The 13320-nt window shown below is 66.4% G+C and carries 13 protein-coding genes and 1 pseudogene; 9 read left to right on the plus strand and 5 right to left on the minus strand.

Features of this window, described 5'->3' with window-relative positions:
- Position 1 precedes the first annotated feature (1 nt).
- Entirely contained in the window at positions 2-835 is an 834-nt protein-coding gene (locus AB3X98_RS31320) for an oxaloacetate decarboxylase (RefSeq protein ID WP_368610368.1), read from the plus strand.
- A 5-nt stretch (positions 836-840) separates the two neighbouring features.
- Here AB3X98_RS31320 and AB3X98_RS31325 read toward each other — a convergent pair whose 3' ends face one another.
- Positions 841-1812, minus strand: a complete 972-nt coding sequence (locus AB3X98_RS31325; protein ID WP_368605703.1) for a LysR family transcriptional regulator — start codon at positions 1810-1812, stop codon at positions 841-843.
- A gap of 103 nt (positions 1813-1915) precedes the next feature.
- Between AB3X98_RS31325 and AB3X98_RS31330 the strand changes: the two genes are divergently transcribed.
- Positions 1916-2602 (plus strand): NADPH-dependent F420 reductase, encoded by a 687-nt coding sequence (locus AB3X98_RS31330; protein ID WP_368605704.1) that lies wholly within the window; start codon positions 1916-1918, stop codon positions 2600-2602.
- A 202-nt stretch (positions 2603-2804) separates the two neighbouring features.
- On the opposite strand, the gene AB3X98_RS31335 is transcribed toward AB3X98_RS31330, so the two are convergent.
- Both AB3X98_RS31335 and AB3X98_RS31340 read right to left on the minus strand, forming a co-directional pair.
- Complete coding sequence (locus AB3X98_RS31335; RefSeq protein ID WP_069261799.1) at positions 2805-3239, minus strand: hypothetical protein; 435 nt, start codon at positions 3237-3239, stop codon at positions 2805-2807.
- A gap of 145 nt (positions 3240-3384) precedes the next feature.
- Positions 3385-4866 carry a methyl-accepting chemotaxis protein gene (locus tag AB3X98_RS31340; protein WP_368605705.1) on the minus strand — a complete coding sequence of 494 codons (1482 nt, stop codon included), beginning with the start codon at positions 4864-4866 and terminating at the stop codon, positions 3385-3387.
- 263 nt (positions 4867-5129) lie between these two features.
- Here AB3X98_RS31340 and AB3X98_RS31345 point away from each other — a divergent pair, with 263 nt between their 5' ends.
- Entirely contained in the window at positions 5130-5711 is a 582-nt protein-coding gene (locus AB3X98_RS31345) for a cytochrome b (protein WP_083245009.1), read from the plus strand.
- A 12-nt stretch (positions 5712-5723) separates the two neighbouring features.
- On the opposite strand, the gene AB3X98_RS31350 is transcribed toward AB3X98_RS31345, so the two are convergent.
- Positions 5724-6623, minus strand: a complete 900-nt coding sequence (locus AB3X98_RS31350) for a LysR family transcriptional regulator (RefSeq protein ID WP_368605706.1) — start codon at positions 6621-6623, stop codon at positions 5724-5726.
- A 145-nt stretch (positions 6624-6768) separates the two neighbouring features.
- On the opposite strand from AB3X98_RS31350, the gene AB3X98_RS31355 reads away from it, so the two are divergent.
- From AB3X98_RS31355 to AB3X98_RS31380, 6 genes and pseudogenes are all read left to right on the plus strand, one after another.
- Positions 6769-8223 (plus strand): M20 family metallopeptidase, encoded by a 1455-nt coding sequence (locus AB3X98_RS31355; protein WP_368605707.1) that lies wholly within the window; start codon positions 6769-6771, stop codon positions 8221-8223.
- A gap of 24 nt (positions 8224-8247) precedes the next feature.
- Entirely contained in the window at positions 8248-9546 is a 1299-nt protein-coding gene (locus AB3X98_RS31360; protein WP_368605708.1) for an MFS transporter, read from the plus strand.
- A gap of 195 nt (positions 9547-9741) precedes the next feature.
- Positions 9742-10065 (plus strand): helix-turn-helix transcriptional regulator, encoded by a 324-nt coding sequence (locus AB3X98_RS31365; RefSeq protein ID WP_069261793.1) that lies wholly within the window; start codon positions 9742-9744, stop codon positions 10063-10065.
- Positions 10066-10165: 100 nt separating this feature from the next.
- Positions 10166-11227, plus strand: a complete 1062-nt coding sequence (locus AB3X98_RS31370; protein WP_069261792.1) for an alkene reductase — start codon at positions 10166-10168, stop codon at positions 11225-11227.
- Positions 11228-11496: 269 nt separating this feature from the next.
- Positions 11497-11697: a DUF3562 domain-containing protein gene (locus tag AB3X98_RS31375; protein WP_028202533.1), complete on the plus strand. Its 201-nt coding sequence runs from the start codon at positions 11497-11499 to the stop codon at positions 11695-11697.
- A gap of 265 nt (positions 11698-11962) precedes the next feature.
- A pseudogene (locus AB3X98_RS31380) lies at positions 11963-12193 on the plus strand (DUF2866 domain-containing protein); the annotation flags it as partial.
- A gap of 189 nt (positions 12194-12382) precedes the next feature.
- Here the strand turns inward: AB3X98_RS31380 and dapA are convergent.
- Positions 12383-13237, minus strand: coding sequence for a 4-hydroxy-tetrahydrodipicolinate synthase (dapA, locus tag AB3X98_RS31385; protein ID WP_368605709.1), 855 nt, complete (start codon positions 13235-13237; stop codon positions 12383-12385).
- Positions 13238-13320 lie beyond the last annotated feature (83 nt).

A 13320-nucleotide genomic window follows, 5' to 3' on the forward strand; every position in this document is an offset into this window, starting at 1 on the left:
CATGTCAGGACCCGCCCGCACCATCGCCGAGAAACGCGCCGAGTTTCGTGCGCTGCACGCCGCCGGTTGCTTCGTGCTGCCGAACCCGTGGGACGTGGGCAGCGCGCGTTATCTCCAGAGTCTCGGCTTCAAGGCGCTCGCGACTACCAGTTCCGGGTTCGCCTGGTCACGCGGCCACGCCGACAACACCTTGCCGCGCGACGCGATCCTCGCGCACCTGCGTGAGATCGTCGCGGCAACCGACCTGCCCGTGAACGCCGACTTCGAAAGCGGCTTTGGCGCCGATCCCGCAGGCGTCGAAGCAAGCGTCGGCCTCGCCGTCGAGACCGGCGTCGCCGGGCTTTCCGTGGAAGATTCGACTGGCGACGACGCAGCGCCGCTGCTGCCGATCGAGATCGCCGTCGAGCGCATGCGGGCGGCGCGGCGCGCCATCGACGCGCGCGGCGGCGACACCGTCCTCGTCGGCCGCGCGGAGAACTTCGTGGCGGGCGTGCCCGATCTCGACGACGCCATCGCTCGCCTGCGGGCGTACGCGCAGGCAGGCGCGGATTGCCTCTATGCGCCCGGCATCCAGACACGCGAGCAGATCGTGGCCGTCGTCACCGCTGTCGCGCCGAAGCCGGTGAACGTGCTGATCGGCGCGAAGTCGGCCTTCACGCTCGACGATCTCGCCGCGCTGGGCGTGCGCCGTGTGAGCGTGGGCGGCGCGCTCGCCCGCACCGCATGGGGCGGCTTCATGCACGCGGCGCAACGGCTCACCGAAGGGCGTTTCGACGGCTTCGAAGGCGCGGCCCCCGGCGCGACGCTCAATGCCGTCTTCCGTAGCGAGAGCTAATCACGCTATGTGCGTTCGGTGCGCGGCTTGCGCGCCGAACGACGAACGAGCGGGGACGCGGGCGCCCGCGCGCCGGCGACGCTGCCCGCTTCGCCAAAGCACGCCAGCGCCCACGCCACGAACGCGCGCTGCTTGGGAGCCTGCGCGCGGCGATCCGCGTAAAGCAGATGCATGGGCCGTACCGGCGCGGCATACGCCTCGAGCAGCGGCACGAGCCGCCCCGCCGCCACCGAAGGCGCGAGGTTCGGCTCGCCCGCCAGCACGATTCCCACTCCCGCCTCCGCCGCCGAGACCAACGCGCGGGTGTCGTTGCTGCGCAGCTGGCCGCGCGGCTCGACTTCGATCTGCGTGTCGCCGTCCTTGAAGATCCACGTTTGGGGCGCCGGAAAGCTGTCGAATGCGTAATCGAGGCACACGTGCTGCGCGAGTTCGCGCGGATGCGCCGGCGTTCCGTGCGCGGCGAGATAGGCCGGCGCGGCACACGGCACGAGCCGATATGGCGCGAGCGGCCGCGCGACCAGTTGCGAGTCGGGCAGCGCGCCGATACGAAACGCGACATCGAAACCATCTTGCAAGAGGTCGAATTGCCGATCGCTCAGCACGAGATCGACTTTCACGTCCGGGCAATCCGAGAGAAAAGCCTTGATTTCATGCGCAAGCCGGAAAGCGCCGAACGAGACGGGCGCCGTCACGCGCAGCGTGCCTTGCGGGTGGCCGGTCTGCGCGAGCGCGACGGCCTCCGCGGCGGCCGCCTCTTCGAGCACACGGCGGCAGGCTTCGAAATAGGCGCGGCCGGCCTCCGTGAGCGCGTGCTTGCGCGTCGAGCGCTGCAGCAGCCGCACGCCTAGCGTCTTTTCCAGCGCGTCGACGTGCTTGCCCGCCATCTGCGGCGTCATCGCGAGCATGCGTGCCGCCGCCGTGAACGATCCGGATTCGGCGGTCTTCACGAACACGGTCATGCTGGTCAATTTGTCCACGATTGGAAATCCCACGTTTCAAGTGTTTCACCCGGGTGTCCGATTATCGCATGACAGTTTCGGCGCTACGCTGGAGGCTCCATTGCAAACCACGGGGCTTCCCATGAACGAACATCGATTGGCTGTCGGCATTCTCGGCGCGGGCGAGATCGGCTCGACGCTGGGCAAACTGCTCGCGCAGGCGGGGCATGAAGTGATGCTCTCGTCGCGTGATCCGAAGGCGCGCGCGGCAGAGGCGGCGGCGCTGGGCTGCGAAATCGGCACGCTGGAGCAAGCCGCGGCGTTCGGCGAAATCGTGATCGCGGCGCTGCCTCTGGCCGCGCTTGGCGAGATACCGGTCAAATCGCTCGCCGGCAAAGTCGTCATCGACACCATGAATTACTATCCGGCCCGCGACGGTGCCATTGCCGCGTTCGACGAACACCGCGAGGCGACGAGCGAACGCGTTGCGCAGCAGTTGAATGGCGCACGGGTGGTCAAGGCGTTCAGTGCGATTCTTGCGTACGACCTGCCGCGCGAAGAGCGGCCGCCTGTTGAAGGCGGACGGCGCGCGCTACCCGTCGCGGCAGACGACGAAGCGGCGAAGGCGCTCGTGGCCGCGCTGCACGCACAGCTCGATTTCGATGTGCTCGACGCAGGTTCGCTTGCCGACAGCTGGCGTTTCGAGCGCGCGAAACCGGCCTATTGCATTCCGCTTAACCAGACGCAACTGCGCGCCGCGCTCACCGCGGCCGAGCGAGACAAGGAACTGCCACATGGCTCGTGGCGCCGCAAACCGCGACAGGATTGACGTTCACCGATACCGGGGAAATCGCCTGCCATACCGAATCAAACAGCACGAAGCCAACGCGGCCAGGCACCCGGATGCGGTCTAGCATAAGCAGGGAGGGAGTTGCGCGCGGGCCAGAACGGCCCGGCGAGCGCCGCGGGATACAGCGGCGCGAAATGACGAGGCGCAGCGGCGCTTAGCCGTTGCGCCCGGCAAGCTGTGCTTAGTCGTAGTGACGGTGCTTGTGGTGCTTGCCGTGATAGCCGCGCGAATAGTCGTCGGCGTACGAGTTCGATCGCGAGACATTGCCGCCGAGCGCCGAACCCGCGCCGCCGCCCACGGCCGCGCCGATCAGGCCGCCGGTGCGGCCGCCCATGGCATTGCCCGCGGCAGTGCCAGCGCCGCCGCCGAGCGCGCCGCCGATGATGGCGCCCGTGCGTTCGCGACGATTCGAGGTGACTGCGCCACCCGCGCCGCCGCCCACCGCGCCGCCGATCACCGCGCCGGTGCTGCCGCCCACGGCGCCGCCCAGAGCCGCGCCGGCGACGCCGCCCAGCGCGCCACCCAGTGCGTTGTTCATATCGCCGGCGAGCGCCGGCAGCGAGGCTGCAGCAGTCAGCGCAGCAACGGCAACCATCTGGATGATTTTCTTCGACATAGTTGTTCTCTTACGTTTTTGAGACGGAACCGAGTATAGCGGCCAACGTGAAAGGGCTTTGTAACGCCGGATGCCAAGCGCCGTAAGAGGTGTAACAAAATGGTCTGCTTCGGGGTCGCGCCCCGAAAACGCGTCGCGACGCCGCTCAATCCAGTCTGAACACCTTGACCGCGCTGGCGAGCAAGGCCGTCTGGCGATGCTGCTGCTCGACCTGCTCCACCGTGTCGGCGACATGCGCCGCGTTTTCGCGTATCGCCGCGTCGATGTGGGCGATGTTCTCGCCCATCTGGTCGATGCCCGCGCGCTGCGCGCCGGTGGCCGTCGCCATTTCGTGAACGATGGCCGACAGGCGCGTGACGCTTTCGAGCACCTCGCCCACCGTATTGCCCGCGCTTTCGACGAGACCGTTGCCCGTGCGTGCGCGCTCGACCGACTCCCCGATCAGCGCCCGGATCTCCTTCGCAGCCGAGGCGCTGCGCTGGGCCAGCGTGCGGACCTCCTCCGCCACCACGCCGAATCCCCGCCCCTGATCGCCCGCGCGCGCGGCCTCGACCGACGCGTTGAGCGCGAGAATGTTGGTCTGGAACGCGATGCCGTCGATCACGCCGATGATGTCGGTAATGCGTTCGCACGAACGATAAATGTCGCCCATCGTATCGATCACCGCCTTGATCGCCCCGCGCCCCTGGGTCGCGACTTCGCTCGCGGAGCCCGCCAGCTCGCTGGCCGCCATTGCGTGATCGACGCTCTCATGCACGCTTTGCTTGAGCTGCTCCATCGCCGCGACCATGCCTTCCAGAGAATGGCGCTGTTGCTCGGTCCGCTCGGAAAGGACGGCGTTACGCGCGCTGGTTCTTGCTACGGACTCCGAAACTTCACTCACGCTGTCGCGCACCTGCAGCAGCGTTTTACGCACGGCAGCGAGCGTGGCGTGGAATGCCCCGGCCACATCGCTCGCGGGCCGGCTCGTTTGCTCGCCCAGCGTGATGTAACCCGAGGCCTGGCCGATCCCCTCCGACATGGCCGCGAGTTCGCCCGCGATGTTTGCGTCGCGCTCCTGGCGCGCCGAAATCGCCGCGATGAACAAGGTTTGCAGCCAGAGAAACGCCCAGTGCTGCGCCACGACGTCGAAGCCCGTCTGCGAATAGACCCTGACCGGCCAGCCCCAAGCCTGAAAATAGTTGAACGCGAGTTGCTGGATGGAGATGAAGCCGGTAGCGAGCAGCACCACCTGCACGTCGCGATAGGCGAGCAGCAGCGAGAGCAGGATGAACACGACGAAGTGAAACTCGTCCTGCCCGCCTCCCACGTCGATCAGTACGGCCGCGCCGCCCATGAAGGTGAGCGCGGAACCCATTCTGGTGATCTTGAGCCCCGGCAACGCAAGCGCGAGCGCCGTGGAAACGAGCGCTAGCGGCAACCCGACGACGAGCACGGGCGTGAGCGCGTCGAAGTGCAAGCCGATCCCCAAGGCGCCCGCCAGAAGAATCCAGTTGACCAGCGCGCAAGCCCTGTCGGCTCGTTTGCGCGCGTTCATGAGCGGGCTTTCGACGGCCGCTACCCGTCGAGCGGCATTGGCTGGGGCGTAGGCCTCGCCAAACGGGGCTTCTGCGAAATTGCTGGGCATGGAATTCTCGACTCCTGATTGACAATGCAACTTATGGCCAGAGTGAGGCAGACAGGCCGAATCACATTACGCAGTTATCGGCAGGCGTACCGGCAGCTAGATAAGGGAAATCCATTGAGGAATTATGGTTGACTTATCATCCAATGTCATTTTGACGCCAGCCGTTGTAACGGGACCTAACAAAACTGCATCGCCCGGGGATGTTGCGCAGTGCTGTTTTTGTGGCAGGCTAGGTCAATTCGATCGCGAAAAGGCCCTCTACCATGTCCCGAAGCCCGCAATCCGTTTCTGCGTTGTCGTTCGCACGTCCCACTTATGGCTTGACGCTGCGCGTGCTGCACTGGCTGAGCGCGCTATGCATGTTCGTAGTGATCCCGGTGGCGTGGTACATGACGACGATGGACCGTCATGACCCGTCGCACGGCAGCTGGGTGAATTTCCACAAATCGATTGGCCTGACCGTCCTGCTGCTCACGCTGATCCGCGTGGTGACGCGGCTTGCGGGCAATGCGCCGCCGCTGCCGCAACGCATTCCAGCGTTCGAGCAGAAGCTCGCGCATATCGGCCATGGCCTGCTGTATCTGATTCTCTTTGCCATGCCGATCAGTGGATATATCAACTCGTATGGCGGCGGCCATCCGGTGAACTGGTTCTGGCTGTATCAGGTCCCCGCCGTCGTGCCGGCAGACAAGGCGCTCGGCCATCTCGGCTCGAAGATCCACTATTGGCTGGCGTACCTGACTTACGTACTGATCGCCGGGCACGTGCTCGCGGTGATCTACCATCAACTGGTGCAGCGCGTGGACATCCTGGGACGCATGACGGGGCGCGCGGGCAAGCGCTGAGGCGCCGGTCCTTCACAACGCCCGTTCGATCGCACCGATCAGCGCCCTCAGCACCCCTTCGATGGGGCGTGAAAGCCGCCGGTCGCGCATCGTCATCACACACAGGTTGCGCTGGTTGAGCGTCGGTTCGTCGAAGCGCTTCGCCACCAGCGAAAGATCGTCCGCGAGTCCCGACAGCGAGAGCCGGCTGCCGAGCGTGATCGCGCCCGCCAGCGCAGCGAACGCGTGCAGCGCGCTCGAATTGTTGCTCGTGAGAATGGGTTCGAGCTTGATGCCGTGCCGCGCGCAGCATTCGTCGAATAGCTGGCGCGCCGTGTTGCCGCGTTCGAGCAGCGCGACGGGATAATCGCGCAGGTCCGCGAGCGTGAGCGAGCGGCGCTGCGCCAGCGGATGCCCCGGATCGAGCAGTGCGCAGACCGGCGCCTGTGCGCTGTACTGCACGTAGACCTTCGCGGGGTCTCCGCTCGAAAACGCCAGCCCCAGGTCCGCCTCGCCCGTGGCCACCCACTGCTCGACCTGTGAAGGCGTACCCGAGCGCAGATTGAAATGCACGTGCGGCGCGGCGGCGTGATGCTGCGCGAGCACGTGGGGCAGAAACGAGCGCGTAAAGCCCTCCGTGCAGCCGATTCGGACGATGCCGTGCCCGAGCGCCTTGGCCGTGGCGATCTCGGCGAGCACCGCGTCACCCTCCAGCAGCGCGCGCCGCGCGTGCTCGGCCAGCCGCTCGCCCGATTCGGTCAGCACCATCCCACGCGGCATGCGCTCGAACAGCGCCGTCCCCACGTCCTCCTCCAGCTTGCTGATTTGCCGGCTGATCGCCGAGACGGCGACGTGCAGGTTCTCCGAGGCCGCGGCTAGCGACCCGGTGCGCGCGACCTCGACGAAGTAGCGCAAGGCGATTCCATGAAGCATCGGCTTATCCGTTCAGTGGGCGCTCAGTGGGCGTTGTTTGTGTTGCCGTTTCGGCAATGCTATCCGCAAATTTTGAAATTGTTGCGAATTTTTGGCATTCCTAGACTGCTTTCATTCCCTGCACCCAGGCATGAGAGGAGCCCTTTTGAACGAGACCCGACAAACCGCCATCGACCGCGCCGTGCGCGTCTATGATTCCGGCGCTTTCTTCGCCGACCTCCAGCGCCGCGTGGGCTTTCGCACTGAAAGCCAGAATCCCGAGCAGGCCCGCGCGCTCGTCGCCTATCTCGCCGACGAGGTAATGCCCTCCCTCTCGTCGCTCGGCTTCACGTGCCGCGTGGTCGAGAATCCCGCAGGCGCGCGCGCGCCGTTTCTGATCGCCGAGCGCATCGAAGACCCCGCGCTTCCGAGTGTGCTGACTTACGGCCACGGCGACGTCGTGCGCGGCTACGACGAGCAGTGGCGCGAGGGTCTCGCGCCCTGGACCGTCACCGTGGAAGGCGACCGCTGGTATGGCCGCGGCACCGCCGACAACAAGGGCCAGCACTCCGTGAACTTCGCCGCGCTCGCCGCGGTGCTGGACGCGCGCGGCGGCAAGCTCGGCTACAACGTGAAGGTGATCTTCGAAACCGGCGAGGAAATCGGCTCGCCGGGCCTCGACGCCGTGTGCGCCGCCCATCGCGACACACTTGCGGCGGACGTGTTCATCGCCTCCGACGGCCCCCGCGTGCTGGCCGAACGCCCCACGTTGTTCCTCGGCTCGCGCGGCGGCGTGACGTTCGAACTGCTTGTCGATCTGCGCCGCGGTGCGCATCACTCGGGCAACTGGGGCGGCGCGCTGCGCAATCCAGCCATCGTGCTGTCGCACGCGATCGCGAGCCTCGTCGACCGGCGCGGCGCCATCGCCGTGGACGGGCTGCGTCCGCCGCCCGTGTCCGCAAGCGTGCGCGAGGCGCTTGCCGACATCGTGCTCGGCGGCGACGACGACGCCCCCGCGATCGATCCCGACTGGGGCGAGCCCGGCCTCACGCCCACCGAGCGCGTGATCGCCTGGAACACACTCGAAGTGCTCGCGTTCAAGACCGGCAACCCCGACGCGCCCGTCAACGCGATCCCGCCCACGGCCAAGGCCACTTGCCAGTTGCGCTTCGTGGTGGGCACGGACGCCGCGCGCGTGGGCGAGCATCTCGAAGCGCACTTCGCGCGGCTAGGCTTTGACGATGTGCAGGTGCGCGTCACGCAGACGTCCGCCGCGACGCGGCTCGACCCCGACGATGCCTGGGTGCACTGGGCGCTCGATTCGCTGCGCGCATCGACCGGAAAGAAGCCGGCGCTGTTGCCGAACCTCGGCGGCACGGTGCCGAACGACGTATTCGCGTACACGCTCGGCCTGCCGACGCTCTGGGTTCCGCACTCGTATCCGGCCTGCGCGCAGCACGCGCCGAACGAACACCTGCTCGGCTCCGTCGCACGCGAGGCGCTCGCCGTGATGGCCGGACTCTGGTGGGACCTCGGCGACGACGCCGCGCGTCTCGCCGCAAGCCGCGCATCGGCGCAAGCGCAAGCACGCGCGACGCAACCCGCCGACGCCTTCGCCTGACGACCCAATAAGGTGCATGCCGCCATGTCCGCAAAACAACCCGTGAGCCTTGCGAGGCTCGTCATCGCCACCTCCGCCGGCAACGCGCTCGAATGGTTCGACATCGCCATTTACGGGTTCTTCGCGGTGTATATCGGCAAGCACTTCTTTCCGGCGGTCAACGAGACCGTTTCGATGCTGCTCACGTTCGGCACCTTCGGCGCATCGTATCTCGTGCGGCCGCTCGGCGGCGCGGTACTGGGCGCCTATGCCGACCGTAGCGGACGCAAGGCCGCGCTGATGCTCTCGGTCAGCCTCATGATGGTCGGCACAGCGATCATCGCGCTGATTCCCGACTACGCGACGATAGGCCTTGCCGCGCCGCTCGCGGTGTTCGCCGCGCGGCTCATCCAGGGCTTTTCGGCGGGCGGCGAGTTCGGTGCGTCCACGGCCATGCTGATCGAGCATGCGCCGCACCGTCGCGGTTTTCTCGCGAGCTGGCAGTTCGCGACGCAAGGCCTCGCCACGCTGCTCGCGGCCTCGTTCGGCTATGGACTCGCCCGCCTCATGGCGCCCGCCGACCTCGCCGCCTGGGGCTGGCGTCTGCCGTTTTTCTTCGGATTACTGATTGGTCCGGTGGGCCTCTATCTGCGCCGCTTCATTGAAGACGCCGAGGACTTCAAACGCAGCGCGCGTACCGAAACGCCCGTGCGCGAAGTGCTGGGCCAGCAAAAGCGGCTCGTGCTCACGGCGATCGGCCTGATGACTGTCTCGACGGCGGTCAACTATCTGCTGCAATACATTCCCACGTTCGCGATCCGCCAGTTGCATCTGCCTGCGGCAACCGGCTTCGCGGCGACGATGGCGGGCGGCGTGATCCTCACCGTCGTCACGCCGTTCGCGGGGCATCTGTCCGACCGCATCGGGCGGCGCACGCAGATGACTTGTGTCGCGCTGCTCTTCCTCGCGAGCGCGTACCCGGGCTTCGCCTGGGCGACCGGCCATACGAGTGCGGTTGCGCTCTTCGTGCTGATTGCGTGGCTCGCGCTGCTGAAGTCGATCTATTTCGGCGCCCTGCCCGCGCTCATGGCCGAGATCTTCCCGGCCGCGACGCGCGCCACCGGCATGTCGATCGGCTACAACATCGGCGTGACCGTGTTCGGCGGCTTTACCCCAGCCATCGTCACGTGGATGCTGAGCGCCACCGGCGACAAGAGCGCGCCGAGTTACTGGCTGATTGCGACCGCCATGATCAGTTTGTCCGCGCTGGCGTATGTGAGCCGCGTGCGCGGCAGGCGACGGCTTGAATCGAATGCGTGCGGGTCGCTGCTAACGCAGCGGTGATCTACGCGATGCAATGGGCTCGGGCCGGCGAATTTACCGACTGCCAGGCGTTGTTTCCCGGTGTTTTGCATCGCGCTAGACCACGCGAAAGCGGGGAGCGAACGCGAGATGTACGGACAACCCTATTGAAATCAGTGCCATCGCCCATATCGTAGAAATCCGATATATGATTCGGACAGTTACGATGCAGCCGCGATGAAGAATTCCCCTACCACTCCCGCTCTAGACGTCGACGCGATCTGCAAGGCGCTCTCCAATCCGGTGCGCCGCGAGATTCTTGCGTGCCTGCGCGAGCCGCAGGTGCACTTTGGCGACCAGGAGCTGCCGCTCGAAAACGGCGTTTGCGCGGGCAAGATCGACGCGCATTGCGAGCTTTCGCAATCGACGGTGTCCGCGCATCTGGCCGTTTTGCAGAAGGCGGGACTCGTCACGTCCAAACGCGTGGGGCAGTGGGTGTTCTTCAAGCGCAACGAGCCGGTCATCGAGGCGTTTATCGCCCATATGAACGCGCAGTTGTGATGCTTCAGCGACGAAACATCTGCTGAATACGCATCGTCCGTTTCGATTCCTGTATCGCTTTTCAGCCCGCGGGCCGCGCCCGCAGACAAGGTGACCCTACATGGCAACGCTTTTCGACCCCATCCAGATCGGCGACCTCACGCTGCCGAACCGCATCATCATGGCCCCGCTCACGCGTCAACGCGCCGGTGAAGTGCGCGTGCCCAACGAACTCATGGCGAAATACTACGCCGAACGCGCCACGGCCGGCCTCATCATCAGCGAGGCGACCTCGGTGACGCCGCAAGGCGTCGGCTATGCCGAAACGCCGGGCATCTGGTCGCAGGAGCAAGTGGAAGGCTGGAAGATCGTGACCGATGCGGTGCATGCCGCGGGCGGCCGCATCTTCTTGCAACTGTGGCACGTCGGTCGCGTGTCCGACCCTGTGTTCCTGAACGGCGAACTGCCGGTGGCGCCCAGCGCCATTGCGCCGCAAGGCAACGTGAGCCTCGTGCGTCCGCAACGCGGCTTCGTCACGCCGCGCGCGCTCGCAACCGAAGAGATCGCCGGCGTGATCGCCGCGTTCCGCCAGGGCGCGATCAACGCGAAGGCGGCCGGTTTCGACGGCGTGGAAATTCACGGCGCGAACGGCTATCTGCTCGACCAGTTCCTGCAGGACACCACCAACCAGCGCACGGACGCCTATGGCGGCTCGATCGAAAATCGCGCGCGCCTGCTGCTTGAAATCACCGACGCCTGTATCGATGTGTGGGGCGCGGATCGCGTAGGCATGCACATCGCACCGCGCGGCGACGCTCACACGATGGGCGATTCGAATCCGGCGGCGACGTTCGGGTATGTGGCGCGCGAGCTTGGCAAGCGCAAGATCGCGTTCCTGTTCGCGCGCGAATCGCTTGGCGACAACCGTCTCGGGCCGCAGCTGAAGGCCGAATTCGGCGGTCCGTTCATCGCGAACGAAAAGTTCTCGCTCGAATCGGCGCAAGCGGTGCTCGCGGCAGGCGAAGCCGACGCGGTCGCGTGGGGTCAACTCTTCATCGCCAACCCCGACCTGCCGCGCCGTTTCGAATTGAACGCGCCGCTCAACGCGCCGAATCCGTCGACGTATTACGCGCGCGGCGAAACGGGCTACACGGACTACCCGTCGCTCGAAACCGCGGCGTAAGGTGACATAAGCAGAGCGCGTGCGGCCCATGGCCGCATGCCATCTGGCGGCCACGGCGCAGACATTCTGTCTCGCCGTGGCCGTTTTTGCGCTGGAGGCCCCGAAAATACAGGGCTCGCGCGAGCAAGCGTCAATGCTCAGACAGTTCACGCTTGTGATGCGCGTATGGCGGTTTTGCGCGATAGGTGGATTCAATTGGTATCCCGCGTCCGGATGTCCTTGAATTGAAACCCGCCTGCCAACCCCACCTCGCTGACCGGAGCCAAGTCATGCCGAAGACCGCCGATGCTTCCGAGATCGTCCATACCATCGCCGAAGAAACCAACACGCCGGAGGAAACGGTCGCGCGCATCTACGCCGACACGCTCAATGAATATCGAGCGCAAGCGCGCATCCAGGACTATCTGCCGCTTTTCGCCGCCCGCAAGACGCGTGCGACGCTGCGGCAAAATGGCACGAAACCGCACTAATCGCCGTCTGTCAGCTTGTCTTTGCGCCGGCCACACGCAGGCCGGCCGCTCCGCCCCCACAGCATTTTTCTGGCTGGTGCGCGCCCGCATAGGGCTCGCGCCGGCGCCGCCATCGGCCGTGCCGGTCACACTCGGGCTGCCGGCGCCCAAGCCCCTCTCTTAAGGTTGGTTTAATTCTTTGCTGCAAACATAGGCTCAACCCCTGTTGAGCCGCCGGAACATCGGCGGCGTTTTTTTGCGCGGCAAGCTTAGGAGGAGCGAGGTCATGGTTGAAGACGATGTACTAGTGCACCTGCAGTCCCTGCTGCGCGACGGCGCCGCTTCGACGGTCGCGTCGTGCCGTGTGTCCACGCCGCTCCAGCATCCGTGGGGCCGCGCTTACCGGCTCGTCGAATGGACGACGCCGCTCGATGACAGCGCCCGCCGTCAGGTCGTGCCCGCCGAGAGCACGGCGCTCGATATCGCCCGCCTCGTTGCGCAGCATGTGCCCGGCCGCCGAATTCTGCTGAACGGCGAACCCGCTGCAGTCGAACGCCCTCGCTCGCGCCGCCGCCGCGCGTCCGGCGCCGCAAACGCACGCGCGGCGCGCTAGACGCGCCGCTTCCGGGCGGCGCACAAGAAGCAGCGCACGCCGCACCTGCCCCAGCGTCTCATCCCACCACACACCCTTCCCGCACGGGCAGCGTCAAACCACGAGGCGCGCCAGCGCCGCCTCCAGCTCATCGCTCACACGCGTCATCGGCGCGCGCAGTTCATTGCGGATACGCCCGCACGCAGCGAGCCCCGCCTTCACCGGGCCCGGATTCGGCTCCGCGAACGCCGCACGCACGAGCGGCACGAGTGTGTGCCAGATCGCGCGCGCATCGGCGAGACGCCCTTCCTGCAACGCGCGCGCCATCCCCACGAAACGCTCCGGCCGCCAATGCGCCGACGCCGCAATTGCCCCGCTCGCGCCCGCGCACATCGCGCCGAACATGTCGATGTCCTCGCCGCAGAGCACCTGCAAACGGCCGTCGAGAATCAGCGCGAGCGTCTTGTCGAGCGAGCCGCCGCAGTCCTTCACCGCGACGATGCGCTCGTGCGCGGCGAGTTCGAGCAGGCTCGGCAACTCGATGCGCACGCCCGTGCGCGCGGGAATGTCGTAGACGATCAGGGGCTTGCGGCTTGCATCGGCGAGCGCCGCGAAGTGGCCGATCACACCCGCCTGCGATGGGCGGATGTAGTAAGGCGCGGCCGCCAGCACGCCCGCGACGGGCTGCTCGTTGAGCGCCGCGATCCGCTCGCAGACGGCCGCCGTGTGATTGCCGCTCACGCCCGCCACGACCGGCAGGCGGCCCGCCGACGCCAGCACGGTGGCGAGCACGTCGTCCGCTTCCGCGTCGCTCAGCGCGGCGGGTTCGCCGGTCGTGCCGAGCGCGACGAAGCCGGCCACCCCGGCCTCGACGTAGTGGCGCACAAGCGCGTCGAGCGACGCATGATCGATTGCACCGGCGTTGAACGGCGTGATGAGCGGAATCCAGATACCCGAAAACTCAGACATGACTTTCCCTTGAACTCGACCGTATGGAAGGTCCGTTCAGCGGTGCGCAGGAGGGAAGCAAGCCGTGAGTGAGGCGGAAGGCA

The organism is Paraburkholderia sp. BR14312 (assembly GCF_040948675.1).
GTDB classification, from domain to species: domain Bacteria; phylum Pseudomonadota; class Gammaproteobacteria; order Burkholderiales; family Burkholderiaceae; genus Paraburkholderia; species Paraburkholderia nodosa_A.